The following is a 17,872-nucleotide window of genomic DNA, read 5'->3' as shown; positions in this document are numbered from 1 at the left end:
GGATCCGGTCGGGCTCAGCCCGCGACGATCCGCCGGCCGCCCGCCTCGAACTCGTCGAGGTCGCCCGTGGCGCCCGCGCGGACCGCCCGGCCGCCGACGACCACCATGTAGAAGAGGAACGCCCCGAGGGCCGCCGCGCCGATCGCGATCTTCACGGGCACCGGCCACGGCTGCGGCGTGACGAAGCCCTCGATGATGCCGGAGACGAGCAGCACCAGCACGAGCCCCATCGCCACCGTGATGAGCGCGCGCCCGTCCTCGGCGAGCGCCTGGCCGCGCGTGCGGGCGCCCGGCGCGATCCACGCCCACGCGATGCGCAGGCCCGCAGCGGCCGCGACGAAGATCGCCGTGAGCTCGAGCAGGCCGTGCGGGAGGATGTAGGAGAAGAACGTGCCGCCCTCGCCGTAGTGGAACATGACGGCGGTGGTCGTCCCGAGCCCCTGGGCGTTCTGCAGGATCACGTACGGCACCCAGACGCCGGTGATGCCGAAGGCCACGCACTGCGCGGCGATCCACGCGTTGTTCGTCCAGACCTGCCCCGTGAACGAGGCCGCCGGGTTCGAGCTGTAGTAGTCGACGAACTCGTCGTCGACGTACCTCCGGAGGTCGGCGTCGCTGCCGAGGCTCGCGATCATGGCGGGGTCGCGGAGGATCCAGGTGGCGTAGAGCGCCGTGATCGCGATGGTCGCGAGGGCCACGGCGAGCGTCAGCCAGCGGATCCGGTGCAGCGCCGCGGGCAGGTCGACCGCGAAGAACGCGGGGATGCGCGACGCCGCGTTGGTGGTCTGCCCGGTGAACCGCATCCGGGCCCGGGAGAGCGCGACGGAGAGCCGGTCGCCCTGCGCGGTGGATCCGGCGACCGCCTGGATCGCGGACAGCTCGGCCGCCCCCGCCTGGTACCGGTCGACGAGCTCGTCGGCGTCGGGTCCCGTGAGCCGGCGCCGACCGGCGAGGCGGGCGAGCCGGTCCCACTCGTCCCGGTGGGCGGCGGTGTAGGCGTCGAGGTCCATCTGCTTGACTATATGCATGGCGGCCGCCGACGCGCACGACCCGACGCTCTCCGACGGTCCCGACGCGCTCGTGGTGGGCGAGGCCGTCGCCCTCGACGTCCGTCCCGCGGGCTTCGTGCTGCGGACCGCGGGCGCGGCGATCGACGTGGCCGCGTCCCTGGTCGTCGGCCTCCTGCTCGTCCTCCTCATCGGCCGTCTCGCCGCGGCGGGCCTCCTCGACGAGGCGTCGGGCGCCGCGTGCGCCATCGCCGCGGTGGTGCTCGCGATCGTCGTCCTGCCCGTCGTGGTGGAGGTCGCGTCCCGCGGCCGGTCCCTCGGGCGCTGGGCCGTGGGGGCCCGCATCGTGCGCGCGGACGGCGGCGGCATCGGCCTCCGGCACGCGGTCGCCCGGGCGCTCGTCGGGATCCTCGAGACCTACCTCACGCTGGGCGGCCTGGCCGCGCTCGTGGGCCTCCTCACGCCGCGCGCCCAGCGCCTCGGCGACCTCGTGGCGGGCACGCGGTCGCAGCACGAGCGCGTGCCCGCGTACCCGGCGCCGCTGCCGCCCGTGCCGCCGCACCTGGTCGCGTGGGCGTCGGAGGCCGACGTCGGGCGGCTGCCCGACGCGCTCGGTCGCCGCATCGCCCGCTTCCTCGTGCAGCGCGACCGCCTGACGCCCGCGTCGCGCGCCCGCCTCGCCGGCGAGCTGGCGGACGAGGCCGCGCCGCACGTCGCGCCGCTGCCCGCGACGGACGCCGAGTCCTTCGTCACCGCGGTCGGCGCGGTGCGTCGCGAGCGCGAGCACCGGGCCCTGATGCTCGAGCGCGACCGCATGGCGTCGCTCGAGCCGATCCTCGCCGGGCTCCCGCACGGCTTCCCGGCCCGCGGCGGATCCGCGCCCGCCCCGCCCGCCTGATCCTCTCGCCCGACCCGGCCACCCGGCCACCCGGCCACCCGACCACCCGGTGCGATCCCCGCACGCGACGACGCCGCCCGCCCCGCGAGGGGACGGGCGGCGTCGGACGGATCCGCCGGGATCAGTACCGGTAGTGGTCCACCTTGTACGGGCCCTCGACGGAGACGCCGATGTAGGCGGCCTGCTCGGGACGCAGCTCCGTGAGCTCCACGCCGAGCGCGTCGAGGTGCAGGCGCGCGACCTTCTCGTCGAGGTGCTTCGGCAGCACGTACACGCCGATCGGGTACTGGTCGTTGCGGACCCACAGCTCGATCTGCGCGAGCACCTGGTTCGTGAACGAGTTGCTCATCACGAACGACGGGTGGCCGGTGGCGTTGCCGAGGTTCATGAGGCGGCCCTCGGAGAGCACGAGCACGCTGCGGCCGGAGGGCAGGCGCCACTCGTGCACCTGCGGCTTGATCTCGACCTTCTCGACGCCCGGGAGGCGCTCGAGGCCGGCCATGTCGATCTCGTTGTCGAAGTGGCCGACGTTGGCGATGATCGCCTGGTGCTTCATCCGCTCGATGTGCTCGACGCGGACGACGTCGACGTTGCCCGTGCCGGTGACGAGGATGTCGACGTGCTCGATGACCGACTCGAGGCGCGCGACCTGGTAGCCGTCCATCGCGGCCTGGAGCGCGCAGATCGGGTCGACCTCGGAGACGATGACGCGCGCGCCCTGGCCGCGGAGGGCCTCGGCCGCGCCCTTGCCCACGTCGCCGTAGCCGACGACGAACGCGACCTTGCCGCCGATGAGCGTGTCGGTGGCGCGGTTCAGGCCGTCGGGCAGCGAGTGGCGGATGCCGTACTTGTTGTCGAACTTGCTCTTGGTGACCGAGTCGTTGACGTTGATGGCCGGGAACAGCAGCTCGCCGTCGCGCGCCAGCTCGTAGAGGCGGTGGACGCCCGTGGTGGTCTCCTCGGTGACGCCCTGGATGTCGGCGGCGCGGCGGGTCCAGCGGTCGCCGGACGCGGCGAGGCTGCGGCGGAGCGTGTCGAGGATGACGCGGTACTCGTGGCTCGCGTCCTCGGGGGTCTCGGGCACGACGCCGGCGAGCTCGTACTCGCGGCCCTTGTGCACGAGGAGCGAGGCGTCGCCGCCGTCGTCGAGGATCATGTTCGGGCCCGTCCAGTCGGCGCCCGCGGCCTCGGCCTCGCCGGACCAGTCGAAGATCTGCTCGGTGCACCACCAGTACTCCTCGAGCGTCTCGCCCTTCCAGGCGAAGACCGGCACGCCCGCGGGCGCCTCCGGGGTGCCCGCGCCGACGGCGACCGCGGCGGCCGCCTCGTCCTGCGTGGAGAAGATGTTGCAGCTCGCCCAGCGCACCTGCGCGCCGAGGGCGGTGAGGGTCTCGATGAGCACGGCCGTCTGCACGGTCATGTGGATGGATCCGGCGATGCGCGCGCCCGCGAGCGGCTGCGCGGCGCCGAACTCCTCGCGGAGGGCCATGAGGCCGGGCATCTCGTTCTCGGCGAGGCGGATCTGGTGGCGGCCCGACTCCGCGAGGGAGAGGTCGGCGACGCGGAAGGGCAGAGCGGTGGACGTGGCGTCCGGCAGCAGGGTCATGCGTCCAGTCTCGCATCCGACGCGTGACGCCCGCCCGTGGATGACGGGCGGGCGCCGCGGCGGCTAGCGGAAGGACCGCAGGCGCAGGCTGTTCGTCACGACGAACACTGACGACAGCGCCATGGCGAGCCCGGCGACGAGCGGGTTGAGGAGGCCGAGCATGGCGACCGGGATCGCGGCGGCGTTGTAGGCGAAGGCCCAGAACAGGTTGCCGCGGATCGTGCCGAGGGTGCGGCGGGCGAGGCGCACGGCGTCGGCGACCAGCACCAGGTCGCCGCGGACGATCGTGATGTCGCCCGCCTCGATGGCCGCGTCGGTGCCCGTGCCCATCGCGATGCCGAGGTCGGCCTGCGCGAGCGCGGCGGCGTCGTTCACGCCGTCGCCGACCATCGCGACGACGCGCCCCTCGGCCTGGAGGCGGCGGACCGCGTCGAGCTTGCCCTCGGGGAGGACGCCCGCGATCACCTCGTCGATCCCGACCTCCTCGGCGACGCGGCGCGCGGCGCCCGCGGTGTCGCCCGTGAGGAGGACCGGGCGGAGCCCGAGCGCGCGGATCCGGCGGACGGCCTCGGCGCTCGTGGGCTTCACGGTGTCGGCGACGGCGAGGATCCCCCGCACGGCGCCGTCCCAGGCGACCGCGACCACGGTGGATCCGTCGGCCTCGGCCGCACGGAGCGCCTCGGCGAGCGTCGCGTCTGGCTCCGCGGCCCACTGCTCGGCGAGCCAGGACGGGCGCCCGACGGCGACCGCGCGGCCGTCGACCACGCCGTGCACGCCGAGGCCCGCGGTGGCGACGAAGCCCTCGACGGCGGGCAGGGATCCGGCGCCCGCGGCCTCGACGACGGCGCGCGCCACCGGGTGCTCGCTGCGCGCCTCGAGGGCGGCGGCGGCGCGCACGAGCTCGTCGGCGTCGACGCCCGCGGCGGGGACCGCCCGCACGAGCGACATGACGCCCGTCGTCACGGTGCCGGTCTTGTCGAGCAGCACGGTGTCGATCCGGCGGGTCGACTCGAGCACCTCGGGGCCCGTGATGAGGATCCCGAGCTGCGCGCCGCGGCCCGTGCCCACGAGGAGCGCGGTCGGCGTCGCGAGCCCGAGGGCGCACGGGCAGGCGATGATGAGCGTCGCCACCGCCGCGGTGAACGCGGCCTCGGGCGGGAAGCCGAGCAGCAGCCAGCCCACGAGGGTGCCCAGCGCGAGCACGAGCACGACCGGCACGAAGACGGCCGAGACGCGGTCGGCGAGGCGCTGGATCCGGGCCTTGCCGGTCTGCGACTCCTCCACGAGCGCGGCCATGCGGGCGAGGCGGGTCTCCTCCCCCACGCGCGTGGCGCGCACGAGCAGGCGGCCGCCGGCGTTGAGGGTCGCGCCTGTCACGTCGTCACCGGGGCCGACCTCGTCCGGCAGGGACTCGCCCGTGAGGAGGGAGCGGTCGACGGCGCTGGAGCCGTCGACGACCACGCCGTCGGTGGCGATGCGCTCGCCCGGCCGCACGACGAACTCCTCGCCGACGCGGAGCGCGCCGATGGGGATCCGCCGCTCGACGCCGTCGCGCACGACCGCCACGTCCTTCGCGGCGAGGTCGAGGAGCGCGGCGAGGGCGGCGCCGGACGCGCGGGCGGCCCGCGCCTCCAGGTAGCGCCCGCCGAGGAGGAACACCGTCACGGCGGCGGCCACCTCGAGGTACACGTCGCCGGATCCCGCTCCGGGCTCGGAGAAGAGGCTCATGGTCATGCGCATGCCGGGCTCGCCCGCGTCGCCGAGGAAGAGGGCGTAGAGCGACCACAGGAACGCGGCCGCGACGCCGATGCTCACGAGCGTGTCCATGCCGACGCCGCCGTGGCGCGCGCTCACGGCCGCCGCGCGGTGGAACGGCCAGGCGCCCCACACCGCGACGGGGGCGGCGAGCGCGAGGGACAGCCACTGCCAGTCGTCGAACTGGAGCGCCGGGACCATCGCCATGAGGAAGACGGGGACGGTGAGCGCCGCCGAGACCACGAGCCGCTGCCGGAGCGCCAGCTCGTCGGCGTCGGGCCGGCGAGCCGCGACGGCGTCGCGGGCGGCGGACTCCGCCGAGGCGCGAGCGGGCGCAGGCGCAGGGGCAGGCGCAGGCTCGTCGATGCTGGCTCCGGGCCGATCCGCGCTCGGGCGGATCCGCGGCGCCTCGACCGCGACGGACGCGCGCTCGGCGGCGTCCGCGCGCGCCGTCGGAGCCGGCGCGAGGTCCTCCTGCGCTCCGCTCCCCCACGCCGCGCGCTCGGACGCGCGGTACCCCGTGCGCTCGATCGTGCGGATCGCGTCCTCGACGCTCGTGCCCGCGGGCAGCTGCACGCGCGCGCGGTGGGTGGCGTAGTTGACGGCGGCCTCGACCCCGGGCATCCGGCCGAGCTTGCGCTCGATGCGCATCGCGCACGACGCGCACGTCATGCCCTGCACGTCGAGGTCGACGCGCGTGAGCACGGCGCCGCCCTCGACCGGGGAGGCGACGGGGTCCGCGGCGGGCGCGGCTCCGGATGCGGGGTCGGCCATCTCAGACCTCCGCGACGTATCCGGCCTCGTCGACCGCCGCGCGGACGGCCGCGGGGTCGAGCGGGCCGTCGCTCTCGACGGTGACGGTCGACGCGCCGCCGACGACGAGGTCGACGGCCACGGACGCGACGCCCGGCAGCTCGCCGACCTCCTCGGTGACGCTCGCGACGCAGTGCGCGCAGGTCATGCCGGTGACGGGGAAGGTCGTGGTGGTCATGGTGTCTCCTTGTCGGGGGATGCGGATGCGGCGGCGGGGCGGATCAGGACCGGACGAGCCGCGCGATGGCCGCGGAGGCCTCGCGCACCTTGTCCTCGGCGACCTGGCCGCCCTCGCGCGCGGCCTCGGCGAGGCAGTGCGCGAGGTGGTCGTCGAGCAGCTTGAGGGCGACGGTCTCCATGGCCCGCGTGACGGCGGACACCTGGGTCAGCACGTCGATGCAGTACGTGTCGGACTCGACCATGCGCTCGATGCCGCGCACCTGCCCCTCCGCACGGCGCAGCCGCTTGAGGATGTCGTCCTTGCCCTCGCTGTACCCGACCATGGTGGCCACCTCCGTTCCCCTCGACGATACCCCAGGGGGGTACCGAACGGAACCCCCCGGGGGTATCCGGTGCGTGCGCCCGCCGGGTGCACGACGACGCCGCGCCCCTCAAGGAGGGACGCGGCGTCGGATGGTGCGGGTGACGGGATCAGGCCCCGCGGATCAGCCCCAGGAGCTCGTCGCGGAGGGCGGCCATGCGCTCCTCGGTCGACGCCTCGACGTTGAGGCGCAGGAGCGGCTCGGTGTTGGAGGGCCGGACGCTGAACCACCAGAACGCGCCGTCGTCCTCGACCGGGCCGTCGACCGTGAGGCCGTCCAGCTCGTCGAACTCGCCGCGGCCGCGGAACGCCTCAACGATGCGCTCGTACGCGGCGGGCACGTCGTCGACCGTGCTGTTGATCTCGCCCGACAGCGCGTACGGCGTGTAGCGCGCGGAGAGGTCGGACATGAGGCCGTCGCTCTGGCCGAACTCGGCGAGCAGGTGCATCGCCGCGAGCATGCCGTTGTCGGCGCCCCAGAAGTCGCGGAAGTAGTAGTGCGCGGAGTGCTCGCCGCCGAAGACGGCGCCCGTGGCGGCCATCTGGTCCTTGATGAGGGAGTGGCCGACGCGCGTGCGCACCGCCGTGGCGCCCGCGGCCTCGATGGTCTCGGGCACGATGCGCGAGGTGATGAGGTTGTGCAGCACGGTGACCTCCTCGTCCGGCGACTGCGCCTTCACGCGCGAGATCTCGCGCAGCGCGACGACGGCGGCGACGGCGCTCGGCGTGACCGCGCGGCCCTTCTCGTCGACCACGAAGCAGCGGTCCGCGTCGCCGTCGAAGGCGAGGCCGAGGTCGGCGCCGTGCTCGACGACGGCCTTCTGCAGGTCGACCAGGTTGGCGGGCTCGAGCGGGTTCGCCTCGTGGTTCGGGAAGGTGCCGTCGAGCTCGAAGTACAGCGGGATGATCTCGATGGGCAGCTCGGGCAGGCCGGCCGCGGTGCCGAGCACGGCGGGGACGGTCATGCCGCCCATGCCGTTGCCGGCGTCGACGACGACGCGCAGCGGGCGGATGCCGGACAGGTCGACGAGCTGGCGGAGGTAGCCCGCGTAGTCGGCGAGCACGTCGCGCTCGCGCACGGTGCCGGCGGGCTCGACCGGCGCGATACCGTCGGCGAGGAAGCCGATGGCGCGGTCGCGGATGGCGGCGAGGCCCGTGTCCAGGCTGATGCCCTGGGCGCCGGCGCGGGAGAACTTGAGGCCGTTGTAGGTGGCCGGGTTGTGGCTCGCGGTGAACATGACCGCGGGGGCGTCGAGGGATCCCGACGCGAAGTAGGTCTCGTCCGTGGAGCAGAGGCCGATGAGGAGGACGTTCCCGCCGCGGGCGGTGGCGCCCTTCGCGAACGCCTGGGCGAACGACGGCGAGGAGTCCCGCATGTCGTGGCCGACGACGACCTCGCTGCCGGCGGCGCCCAGCTCGTCGACGAAGCCGGCGCCGAGGGCCGTGACGAGCTCCTCGGTCAGCTGGCTCCCGACGAGACCTCTCACGTCGTAGGTCTTCACTATGGCGGTCAGCGTCTCGGCGGCAGTCGTCGTCATGCTCCGAAACCTACCTCACCGAGCACCCCGTGCCGGACGATCTGCCAGCCCTGCGGCGCCGAGAGCCGCGCCGCGTGGCGGTCGCAGAGGTCGTAGCTGTGGGGCTCGGAGTCGTGGCTGAGGGGACCGAGCACGGCCATGGAATCCGCGTAGACGTAGGTGAGGGTGGTCGTGGCGCCGCCGGTGCAGCCGACGCGGGAGCAGGGCCTGTTCGTCATGTCGGGCCCACACTACCGCCGACTCCGGGGCCGTACGATGGGGCCATGCCACGATCGCGCCGCCGGGGAGGCCACGTCTCCATCCGGGGCTCCTGGCGGGATCGGCACGGCCGCGGCCTCCGCTCGCCCGTCACCGGGCCCGAGCTGCCGGTGCTCCGCACGCGCGCCGACCTGTTCGACCAGACCATCGCGTCCGCCGCCGAGTACCTGCGCGGGCTCTGGCCCGAGGAGCTCGAGCGCGTCTCGTTCGAGGTCGCCGCGCTGCCCGCCCAGAACAGCGAGCGGGACGGGATCGACCGCTGGAGCGTGCTCGTCGACGAGCGCCGCGTCATCTTCTACCGCCTGCCCATCGAGCGCCTCGCGCACCTGCACGAGGACGACGAGCACCACCAGCGCGCGCTCGTCGAGGGCTGCGTGTTCCGCGCCGTCGCCGAGATGCTCGGCAAGGACCCGTGGGACCTCGCGCCCGACAGGTACGACCCGCACTAGCGCCGGATCCCGGACGGGCGTGCGGTGTCCGCGTTCCCGGCGGGACGATCGGCGCGCGTCGCGTGCCGTCCGCGCCGGACCGCCCGCGCCGGCGTCAGGGGTGGACGCGCAGCGGGTCGGCCGCCGGGAGCACCGGCACCACGGGCAGCGACGCGGAACGGCCGGGCTCGGCGAGCGTCACGGTCGCGGTGAGTCCCGTCGCGCCCTCCAGCAGGTAGGTGCGGCCCGCGGTCACGGCGACGGAGGCGGCGGATCCCGCGGGCACCGCCAGCTCGACCGGCTCGGACCCGTCGGTCGGCCGCGCGGTCACGGTCGCGTCGGCGGAGCCGGGGTTGCGCACGTGCAGGAGCGGGGCCGGACCCGCGGGCACGGAGACGAGGGCGTCGCGCGTGAGCGGATCCGCGGACGGCACCCACGCGAAGTCGGTCGCGCCGCCCTCCGCCGCGCCGGAGACGCTGCGCACGGCGCCGGTGACGGGCACGGAGCTCTGCACGGTGACGGAGTAGCGGCCGTCCGGCAGGTCGGCGACGGGGAGGTCGGTCGTGCTGCCGGCGTCAGCCTGGACGGTGAAGGTCGTGCCGGTGCCGTCGGTGCCGTCCTCGGGCGCGATGCTCACGCTCACGTCGGCGTCGGTCGTGCCGGGCACGAGGATCCGGACGGCGGTCTCGCGGTCGGGGTCGGTGCCGACGTCGGCGCCCGCACCGGGGGCGGATCCGGACGCGTCGTCGCCGGCCGCCTGCTCGCCCTCGGCGGGTGCGGGGGCGGCGGCCGCCTGGGTGTCGATGCGGAGGCCCGTCATGGTCAGGGCGGTGGACGGCGCGGCGGCCGGGCCGATCCAGTCGACGCCGCCCGCCAGCAGCCCGCGCACGGTGGTCTGCTCGAGCGTCGCGACGACCTGGCCGCCGCGGCTCTGCACGTGCACGGCCGGCGCGCTGAGGTCGGGTGCGAGGCCGGCGAGGCTGAGGACGCGGCGCGCGCCCGCCGGCACCGCGATGCCGCTCGCGCCGGGGGCGCTGACGGCGCCGTCCTCGCCCGTGATGGCGAGGTCGACCGTGGAGGACACGCCCGACGGATTGTCGAGCACGACGAACGTGGTGCGGCCGGTCGTGGTGGCGCCGCCGACGAGCCACGAGTCAGCGGTGGCCTCGGAGCACGGCGCGGCGGCGAGACCGGCGAGGTCGGGCTCGGTGGCGATCTGCGACGCGGCGCCCGCGAGGTCGGTGGGCTGCGCGTCGACCGCGCCCGCGATCGCGAGGACCTGGGCCTCCGCGGACGCGGAGCCCTGGACGTCGGGCGCCTGGATGCGGGAGGTGCGGACCGCGGGCCCGCCCGCGGCGGCGTCGCCGGTCGCGGATCCGCTCGTGACGGCGGCGCTCCCGACGGCGACGGCGCTGGTGGTCGCCTGCGCGTCGGCCTCGGGCGGCCGGAGGAGGGCGCCGGGGCAGACGCGCTGCTGGTCGGTGGCCACGGGCGTCACGAGCACGGACGGCGCCGCCGTCCCGCCGGACGCGGGCGGGAGCAGGAGGGCTCCGGCGACGACGACGCCGAGCACCGCCACCCCGGCGATCCCGGTGGTCACGCGCGTCGCGATGCGCACGGCGTCACGCCTGGCCATCGGTCCTCCTGGTGTCGTCATGGTGATCCGGTCGGGCGCCGCGCTCGGCGACGGACGCGTGGTCGGTCGCGCGGTCGGACGCCACGGGCGCGGCCGCGTCGTCGTCGCCACGGCGCTCCCCCGCCTGCGGGATGTCGCCGAAGGCCGCGGCCTCCACGCTCGTGCCCGTCGGCTCGTCCAGGTACGCGGGCGTCCCGCGGTCGTCGTGCTCGGGGCGCGGCTCGTCCGCGTCCGCGGGACGCGCGTCGGGGGCGACGACCGGCTCGCGGTAGGCGGGCAGCGGGCGGCTGCGCGCGGCCAGGCTGCCCGTGGGGATCGCGAGGAGCAGCGTGAGCGCGAACACCAGGGCCTGCGCCGCCAGCACCCCGATGCGACCCGGGTCGTCGAGGTTGCCCGGTCCGGCCACCGGGACGTCGAGCGCGTCGCTGCCGACGAAGCGCCACAGCAGGCCCGCCTCCGTCTGGCCGACGGCCGTGAACACCGGGTCGTCGTCGAGGGCGGCGCGGGCGCGGTCGTGCACGGCGGCGTCCGCGTCGCCCGCCGGCGGCGCGAGGAGCACGTAGCTGATGCCGAGCGTCCTCAGGTCCTCCGTGGCGTCCAACCCGGAGCGCGACGAGACGTTGCCCGCGAGCTCGGCGACGCGCGTCTCGGTGTCGGTCAGCGGCGCGATGGCGGTGTCGACGGTGGACACCTGCTCGAGCGTGCGGCCGGCGCCGCGCTCGACGTCGGCGGCCAGGGATCCGTCGCCTCCCGCCCGCAGCACGAGCGTGCCGACGGACGGGTCCGTCGCCGCCTCCGCGAGCACGAGGCCGGGCAGCGAGGTGTCCTGCGTGGCGCGCACGGCGGTGGATCCCGCGACCGAGGCCGAGACGACGGGCAGCGCGAGGATCAGGAGGGCGGCCGCGGCGGCGAGCCCCGGCACGACGGAACGACGGCCGAGCGCGGCGAAGCCGAGCACGAGGGCGCCCGCGAGGCCGAGCCACAGGAGGCTGAGGCCGGATCCGGGCCAGACCGCGACGACGTCGGATCCGGTCGACTGCACGACGGTGCGCACCGCGAGCACGGCGGTCGCGAACCCCAGCACCGTCACGGCCAGGGCGAGGGCCGCGCGGTGCGATCCGCGGAGGAAGAGGGCGGCGACGGCGCCCAGCACGAGCGGCGCCACGAGGACGGCCACCACGACGAGCGGCACCGCGGCGGGCAGGCCGAGCCCCAGCCCCTCGACGAAGGCGGTCCAGCCGCCGAGGCCGGCGGTCGGGAAGCCGAGCGCGAGCCCGGGCACGTCGGCCGGGGTGAACGCGGCCGGGACGGCGGGATCCGCGGCGAGGGCGAGCGGCTGCCCCTGCATGACGCGGTACGCGACGAGCGGCGCGACCAACGCGACGAGCGGCACGGGGATCGTCACGAGCCGTCCGGCGCGACGGCCGGCCCGCACCGTGGCGACCAGCCAGAGCACGAGCATCGCCGGCACGAGCGAGGGCGCGGAGGCCCCGACGGCGGCCATGAGGATCCCGGCGACGGCCGACGCCGACCACGAGCGCGGCGCGCGCAGCACCGCGAGCGCGAGCCACGGCAGCAGCAGGTGCGCGAGCACGGCGGGCAGGCGGCCCTCGTCGAGCCCCACCAGCAGGGTGGGCGCGAGCGTCCAGACGAGGGCGGCGAGGGCGCGCAGCCAGGAGTTGCGGGTGAGCTGCGCGGCGCACAGCCAGGCGGCCAGCGCGGCGAGCGGCAGCGCGCCGACGAAGAGGCCGAGCACGGCGAGCGACGGCTCCCAGGCGGTGACGCTGCCGAGGACCGCGAGGACGTACGCGAACGGGTCGGAGGGGGCGACGGGCCCCGCGCCGGATCCGCGGACGCCGACGCCGACCTGCGCCCACAGCGCGCCGGCGCTCGACCCGAGCGGCAGCAGCTGCCCGCCCGAGAGCGCGGTGCCCGTGAGGCGCGGCAGCCACATGACCGCGGCGACGACGAGCGCCGCGAGCACGGTCCAGCCGCCGCCCGTGGCGAGGAACTCGACGCCGTCCGAGACGCCCATGTGCTCGACGCGGTACTGCTCGCGGGCGAGCGATCTCCGCCGTCGGCCGACCGCGAGCGGCTGGCGCAGCGAGGCGATGCTCGACCAGGGCGCCGTCCGCGTGGCGGCGAGGCGGCGGCGGCTGGCGCGGACGCGGCCGGGCGCCACCGCGACGCGCACCGCGGCCCCGATCTCGCCGGGCGCGGCGGTCGGCCGCTTCCGGAGCATCTGCAGCAGGGCGCGCAGGATCGCGAGCGGCACGAGCGAGAGCCAGTGGAACGGGACGGCGGCGGGCGGCGCGTACGCGAGGCGGCGGTGCAGCTCGGCCTGCCGGCGCAGGCGACGACGGCGGCGACGCGGCGTGCGGCGGCCGAGGAAGGCGGTGCCGGGGGCGGCGGATCCCGCGGAGGCGACCCGCGCGGCCGGCACGACCACGACGCGGTGGCCGGCGAGGCGGGCGCGCACGCACAGGTCGAGCGCGTCGTCCTCCACGGGCAGCGCGTCGTCGAAGCCGTCGAGCTCGTCCCAGAGGCGGTGCCGCACGAGCATCCCGCCCGCGGCGACGGCGAGCACGTCGCTCATGTCGTCGTACTGCGCCTGGTCGAGCTCGCCGTCGACGACGGGCACGGCGGCGCCGAGCGTGGTGAGCGTGCGGCCGAGCTCGCGGATGTAGTCGGGGTGGTCCCACTCCATGAGCTTCGGACCGGCGACCGCGACGCTGGGCGAGGCCTCGACGGCGGCGAGCAGGCGCTCGAGGGCGTCGGGCGCGGGCGCGTTGTCGGCGGAGAGCAGCCAGAGCAGCTCGTGGTCGCCCTCGGGTGCGGGGATCACGCGCACGGCCTGGTCCACCGCCTGCCCGAAGGTCATGCGGGCGGGCGCCTGCACCATGCGGGTGGGCTCGGACGCCGCGAGGAGGGCGGCCGACGCGTCCTTGGAGCCGAGGTCGACCGCGACCACCTGGTCCGGTCGCCGGGTCTGCGCGGCGAGCGCCTGGAGGGTCCGGTCGAGGAACTGCGCGCCCTCGTGGGCGACGAGGATCGCGGTTACTCGTGGCTGCATGACAGGGGAGACCCTACGTGGTGCGTGGTGGGGATCCGCCGCAGCCGGACGGCGCGCCGGGGAGGCGGGGGTCCGTCGCGGCGGCACGCGACCCCGGGTCAGACGGCGCGCTTGCGCAGCTTCCGGCGCTCGCGCTCGGAGAGGCCGCCCCAGATCCCGAAGCGCTCATCGTTCTCCAGCGCGTACTCGAGGCACTCGGACCGGACCTCGCACGAGCCGCAGATCTTCTTGGCGTCGCGGGTGGATCCGCCCTTCTCGGGGAAGAACGCCTCGGGGTCGGTCTGCGCGCAGAGCGAGTCCGCCTGCCAGGCGAGCGGGTTGCCGTCGTCGACGCTGCGGACGCCCGGGACCCCGAGTCGGACGGGGTCGACGAACCAGTCGTCGGGGACTCCGGCGTGGTACTCAGGTAGTGCCATGTCACGATCTCCCCACGCGGCCGAGGCGTCCGGCCGGCCTCAGCTCATCGTCATAATTACACCGGTGTAACTCCATCGAGTCAAGCTGCGGAGGGTAAACCCTCAGCCGCTCCTCGAGGGTTGCGACGCGCCGCCGCTCGCCGTCGGCGCTAGAGCCCGGAACCGGCCTGGCGGGCGTTCCAGGCGCTCGTCACCATGTCGTCCAGCGAGTGGCGCATGGCCCAGTCGAGGTCGCGCGCGGCGAGCTCGCCGGAGGCCACGATGCGGGCCGGATCCCCCGGCCGGCGGTCGTGCACCTCGGGCTCGAAGCCGATGCCCGTGGCCGACGCGATGGCCGTCATGATCTCGCGGACGCTCACGCCGGCGCCGCTGCCGAGGCAGTAGACGGGCTCGACGGGCTCCCCCGCCTCGAGGCGGAGGGCGGCCGCGACGTGCGAGGCGGCGAGGTCGACGACGTGGATGTAGTCGCGCACGCACGTGCCGTCGGGCGTCGGGTAGTCCGCGCCGTAGATCCGCGGCGTGCGCCCGGCGAGCAGGGCCTCGAAGACGAGCGGGAAGAGGTTGTGCGGGCTGGTGTCGAAGTAGCCCTCCTCGCCGGATCCCACGACGTTGAAGTAGCGGAGCGACGCGTGGCGGAGGCCCGCCGCGACGCCCTGGTCGCGCAGCAGCCACTCGCCGATGAGCTTGGACTCCCCGTACGGCGACTCGGGGGCCTTGGGGGTGCGCTCGTCGACGAGGTCGACGTCGGTCGTGCCGTACACGGCGGCCGAGGAGGAGAAGACGATGCTGTCGACGCCCGCCGTCTCCATCTCCTCGAGGAGCACGGCCGTGGCGGTCACGTTCTGCTCGTAGGTGTGGAGGGGTCGCTGCACGGAGACCCCGGCGTACTTGTAGCCGGCCACGTGCACGACGCCGCGGATGTCGCCCGAGCCGAGGATGCTCGCGAGCAGCTCCCGGTCCAGCACGGATCCGCGATGGAAGGGCACGCCCTCGGGGACGAACGACGCGTGGCCGCTCGAGAGGTCGTCGAGGACGACGGTGTCGATGCCCGCCTTCGCGAACGCGGAGACGACGTGCGAACCGATGTAGCCGGCGCCGCCGGTGACCAACCATGTCATGCGGCAACCCTATCGACGACGCCCGGACGAGCCGTCACGCGCTGGCGTCCTCGTCGGCGGCGTCGGGGCCGGGGGCCGGGGTCGTCGCGAGGAACGCCTCGCCCTCCCCCGTGAGGACGATCCGGCCCTCGTCGGGCGTGGCGAACACGGCCTCGCCGCGGCCGACGACGACCGTCGAGGCCTCGCCGCGGAGCGTCACCTCGCCGGAGGTGCAAAGCACGATGGTCGGCCCGTCGACCACGACGACGCTGGCGCCCGCGTCGTCGGCGGCCGCGTCGCGCGTGGCCGGGGCGATCCGCGCGAGCAGGAAGTCGGGCACGTCCGGCCGGTACAGCTCCACGCCCGGGGCCGCGTGCTCGGGGGCGAGGTACGGCACGGGCAGCGCCTGGAACTCGAGCACGTCGAGGAGCTCGGGCACGTCCACGTGCTTGGGCGTGAGGCCGCCGCGGAGCACGTTGTCGGACGCGGCCATCAGCTCGATGCCGAGGCCGTGCAGGTACGCGTGGATGTTGCCCGCGGGGAGGTACAGCGCCTCGCCGCGGCGGAGGGTCACGCGGTTCAGCAGCAGCGACGTGACGATGCCGGGGTCGCCCGGGTACGCCTCCGCGAGCTCGCGGACGGTGCGCATCTCCGTCGAGAACTCGCGGCACTGCCTGTCGGAGGCGAGGTTCGCCAGGAGGGTGACGCGGTCGACGAGCCGGCGCACCTCGGATCCGCCGCCCATGAGGAAGGCGAACACGTCGCGCAGCACGTCGGCCTCGGAGCCCGTGAGGCGCGTGAGGACGGACCGGATGACGGCCGGGTCGGAGTCCGGTCCCGACGCGTCCAGGGTGAGCAGCAGCGTGAAGACCTGGCGCACCTCCGCGAGCGGGCGGAAGCCGCAGAGCGCGTGGAACTCGTCGCTCAGCGCGTAGACGAGCTCGGGCTTGTGCAGCGGGTCCTTGTAGTTGCGGTGCGGGGCGTCGATCGGGATCCCGCGGTCCTCCTCGTCGCGGAAGCCGAGGCGCGCACGGTGAAGGTCGGGGTGCGCCTGGAGCGAGAGCGGGCCGCCGGCGGCGAGCACCTTGAGGAGGAACGGGAGGCCGGGGCCGTCGCCCGGGCGCAGGCCCTCGGCGAGCGGGCCGAGCGTCGTGGCGGGGTCCGCGCGGATCCACTCGGCCAGCGTGGGCGCGCCGCCGGCCGCCGCCGGGTCGACCACGCGCGTCGGCGAGCCGTCGTGCGCGCCGAGCCACAGCTCGGCCTCCGGCCCTCCGGACGGCTCGCGGCCGAGCAGCTCGGCGATGGCGGTCGTCGACCCCCAGGCGTAGTCGCGGGGGGTGTTGGCGAGGGCAGTGAACACGGGCGATCCTGTCGGGCTTGGCGGCTACCTACAACGCCCGAGGGCGCGCGTCCTGTCCGGACGCGACCAAAGTACCAACCGATGGGGGTGCCGGCCGGACGCCGACCTAGGCTCGCCCGCAGGCGCCCGTCCCCGAGGGCACAAACGGACCGCAACGGAGCATCGTGACCCTCACCCCCCTCATCGGCGACTTCTACGGCTACGAGTCCCGGCTCGGCGACAGGGAGAAGGAGTCCCTCGCCGACCTGCGCGCCTACCTCGAGGCGGAGGTCCGCCCGCACGTCAACGGGCTCTGGGCACGAGCCGAGTTCCCCCGCCACGTCGTCGGCGGCCTCGCGGAGCGCGGCTTCTTCGGCATGCCGTTCCCCGAGACGCGCCCCTTCGAGAACTCGGCCGTGTTCCGCGGCTGGGCGGCGCTCGAGCTCGGCCGCGTCGACGCGAGCATCGCGACCCTCGTCGGCATGCAGAGCGGCCTGGTGATGGGCAGCGTCGCCGTCGCCGGATCCCCCGAGCAGCGCGCCGAGTGGCTGCCGCGCCTCGCGTCCGGCGAGGTCCTCGGCTCGTTCGGCCTCACCGAGCCGCTCTCGGGGTCCGACTCCGCGCGCGGCCTCCGCACGGTGGCGACCCGGCGCGGCGACGAGTGGAGCATCACGGGCGCCAAGCGCTGGATCGGCAACGGCACCATCAGCGACGTCACCGTCATCTGGGCCAAGGACGCGGACGACGGCCAGGTCAAGGGCTTCCTCGTCCCCAACGACTCCCCCGGCTTCCGCGCCACGCGGATCGAGGACAAGCAGGCGCTGCGCATCGTGCAGAACGCCGACATCGAGCTCGACGCGGTGATCGTGCCCGAGCGGAACCGGCTGCAGAACGCGCGCTCCTTCGCCGACACCGCCAAGGTGCTCCGCCTCACGCGCGCCGAGGTGGCGTGGGCAGCCGTCGGGATCTCGGTCGGCGCCTACGAGGCCGCGGTCGCGTACACGGGCGAACGGCACCAGTTCGGCAAGCCGCTCGGCGCGCACCAGCTGATCCAGGACCTCCTCGTCCGCAGCCTCGGCAACATCACGGCCTCCATCGGCCTCGTCACGCGCGCCTCGGAGATGGTCGACGAGGGCACCCAGTCCGACGAGCACTCCGCGCTCGCCAAGGCCTACGCCACCAGCCGGATGCGCGAGACCGTCGCGTGGTGCCGCGAGGCGTTCGGCGGCAACGGCATCGTCCTCGACCACGACGTGGCCCGGTTCTTCGCCGACGCGGAGGCCATCTACTCGTACGAGGGCACGCGGGAGATGAACACGCTCATCGTCGGGCGGGCGATCACGGGCCACGCCGCCTTCGTCTGACCGCCGGACGGCGGCGCCCGGTGCGGCGCGTTCGCGGGACGGACAGCCCGGTGCCCGGCGCGCCGCCCCGCGCTCGCCGCCGCCGTCCGCGTTCACCCAGGCG

At 75.3% G+C, this 17,872-nt stretch carries 15 protein-coding genes; 3 read left to right on the top strand and 12 right to left on the bottom strand.

Annotated elements, in window-relative coordinates; all coding sequences use genetic code 11:
• Nucleotides 1-14: 14 nt before the first annotated feature.
• Complete coding sequence (locus tag H9X71_RS04825) at nt 15-1,010, bottom strand: stage II sporulation protein M (RefSeq protein ID WP_191149084.1); 996 nt, start codon at nt 1,008-1,010, stop codon at nt 15-17.
• Between the two features lie 16 nt (nt 1,011-1,026).
• Here H9X71_RS04825 and H9X71_RS04820 point away from each other — a divergent pair, with 16 nt between their 5' ends.
• Complete coding sequence (locus tag H9X71_RS04820) at nt 1,027-1,905, top strand: RDD family protein (protein WP_191148572.1); 879 nt, start codon at nt 1,027-1,029, stop codon at nt 1,903-1,905.
• Between the two features lie 121 nt (nt 1,906-2,026).
• On the opposite strand, the gene ahcY is transcribed toward H9X71_RS04820, so the two are convergent.
• From ahcY to H9X71_RS04790, 6 genes are all read right to left on the bottom strand, one after another.
• The gene (ahcY, locus tag H9X71_RS04815; protein ID WP_191148571.1) at nt 2,027-3,511 is read right to left on the bottom strand and encodes an adenosylhomocysteinase; all 1,485 of its coding nucleotides are present in this window, start codon (nt 3,509-3,511) and stop codon (nt 2,027-2,029) included.
• Between the two features lie 63 nt (nt 3,512-3,574).
• A complete protein-coding gene (locus H9X71_RS04810; RefSeq protein ID WP_191148570.1) occupies nt 3,575-6,040 on the bottom strand; it encodes a heavy metal translocating P-type ATPase in 2,466 nt (821 codons plus the stop codon).
• Nucleotide 6,041: 1 nt separating this feature from the next.
• Nucleotides 6,042-6,257 (bottom strand): heavy-metal-associated domain-containing protein, encoded by a 216-nt coding sequence (locus H9X71_RS04805; protein WP_116052587.1) that lies wholly within the window; start codon nt 6,255-6,257, stop codon nt 6,042-6,044.
• A gap of 43 nt (nt 6,258-6,300) precedes the next feature.
• Entirely contained in the window at nt 6,301-6,582 is a 282-nt protein-coding gene (locus H9X71_RS04800; RefSeq protein ID WP_094126037.1) for a metal-sensitive transcriptional regulator, read from the bottom strand.
• 148 nt (nt 6,583-6,730) lie between these two features.
• Entirely contained in the window at nt 6,731-8,158 is a 1,428-nt protein-coding gene (locus H9X71_RS04795) for a phosphomannomutase/phosphoglucomutase (protein ID WP_191148569.1), read from the bottom strand.
• Nucleotides 8,155-8,376, bottom strand: coding sequence for a DUF3499 family protein (locus H9X71_RS04790; protein WP_015489735.1), 222 nt, complete (start codon nt 8,374-8,376; stop codon nt 8,155-8,157). Before H9X71_RS04790 ends, H9X71_RS04795 begins: the two co-directional genes overlap by 4 nt.
• A 45-nt stretch (nt 8,377-8,421) precedes the next feature.
• Here H9X71_RS04790 and H9X71_RS04785 point away from each other — a divergent pair, with 45 nt between their 5' ends.
• The gene (locus H9X71_RS04785) at nt 8,422-8,865 is read left to right on the top strand and encodes a metallopeptidase family protein (protein WP_191148568.1); all 444 of its coding nucleotides are present in this window, start codon (nt 8,422-8,424) and stop codon (nt 8,863-8,865) included.
• A 94-nt stretch (nt 8,866-8,959) separates the two neighbouring features.
• Here the strand turns inward: H9X71_RS04785 and H9X71_RS04780 are convergent, their stop codons facing one another.
• The 5 genes from H9X71_RS04780 to manA form a co-directional block, all read right to left on the bottom strand.
• Nucleotides 8,960-10,480: a DUF5719 family protein gene (locus H9X71_RS04780; RefSeq protein WP_191148567.1), complete on the bottom strand. Its 1,521-nt coding sequence runs from the start codon at nt 10,478-10,480 to the stop codon at nt 8,960-8,962.
• A complete protein-coding gene (locus H9X71_RS04775) occupies nt 10,467-13,553 on the bottom strand; it encodes a glycosyltransferase (RefSeq protein WP_244961806.1) in 3,087 nt (1,028 codons plus the stop codon). The genes H9X71_RS04780 and H9X71_RS04775 overlap by 14 nt, the downstream gene beginning before the upstream one ends.
• Before the next feature lie 98 nt (nt 13,554-13,651).
• Nucleotides 13,652-13,969, bottom strand: a complete 318-nt coding sequence (locus tag H9X71_RS04770) for a WhiB family transcriptional regulator (RefSeq protein ID WP_012298082.1) — start codon at nt 13,967-13,969, stop codon at nt 13,652-13,654.
• A 149-nt stretch (nt 13,970-14,118) separates the two neighbouring features.
• The gene (gene galE, locus H9X71_RS04765) at nt 14,119-15,087 is read right to left on the bottom strand and encodes a UDP-glucose 4-epimerase GalE (RefSeq protein ID WP_191148566.1); all 969 of its coding nucleotides are present in this window, start codon (nt 15,085-15,087) and stop codon (nt 14,119-14,121) included.
• A gap of 34 nt (nt 15,088-15,121) precedes the next feature.
• Entirely contained in the window at nt 15,122-16,426 is a 1,305-nt protein-coding gene (manA, locus tag H9X71_RS04760) for a mannose-6-phosphate isomerase, class I (protein WP_191148565.1), read from the bottom strand.
• 164 nt (nt 16,427-16,590) lie between these two features.
• On the opposite strand from manA, the gene H9X71_RS04755 reads away from it, so the two are divergent.
• The gene (locus H9X71_RS04755; protein WP_191148564.1) at nt 16,591-17,769 is read left to right on the top strand and encodes an acyl-CoA dehydrogenase family protein; all 1,179 of its coding nucleotides are present in this window, start codon (nt 16,591-16,593) and stop codon (nt 17,767-17,769) included.
• Nucleotides 17,770-17,872 lie beyond the last annotated feature (103 nt).

The organism is Clavibacter zhangzhiyongii (genome assembly GCF_014775655.1).
GTDB lineage: Bacteria > Actinomycetota > Actinomycetes > Actinomycetales > Microbacteriaceae > Clavibacter > Clavibacter zhangzhiyongii.
Note: the sequence above shows the minus strand (reverse complement) of the source record. Positions and strands in the feature narration are given on the sequence as shown.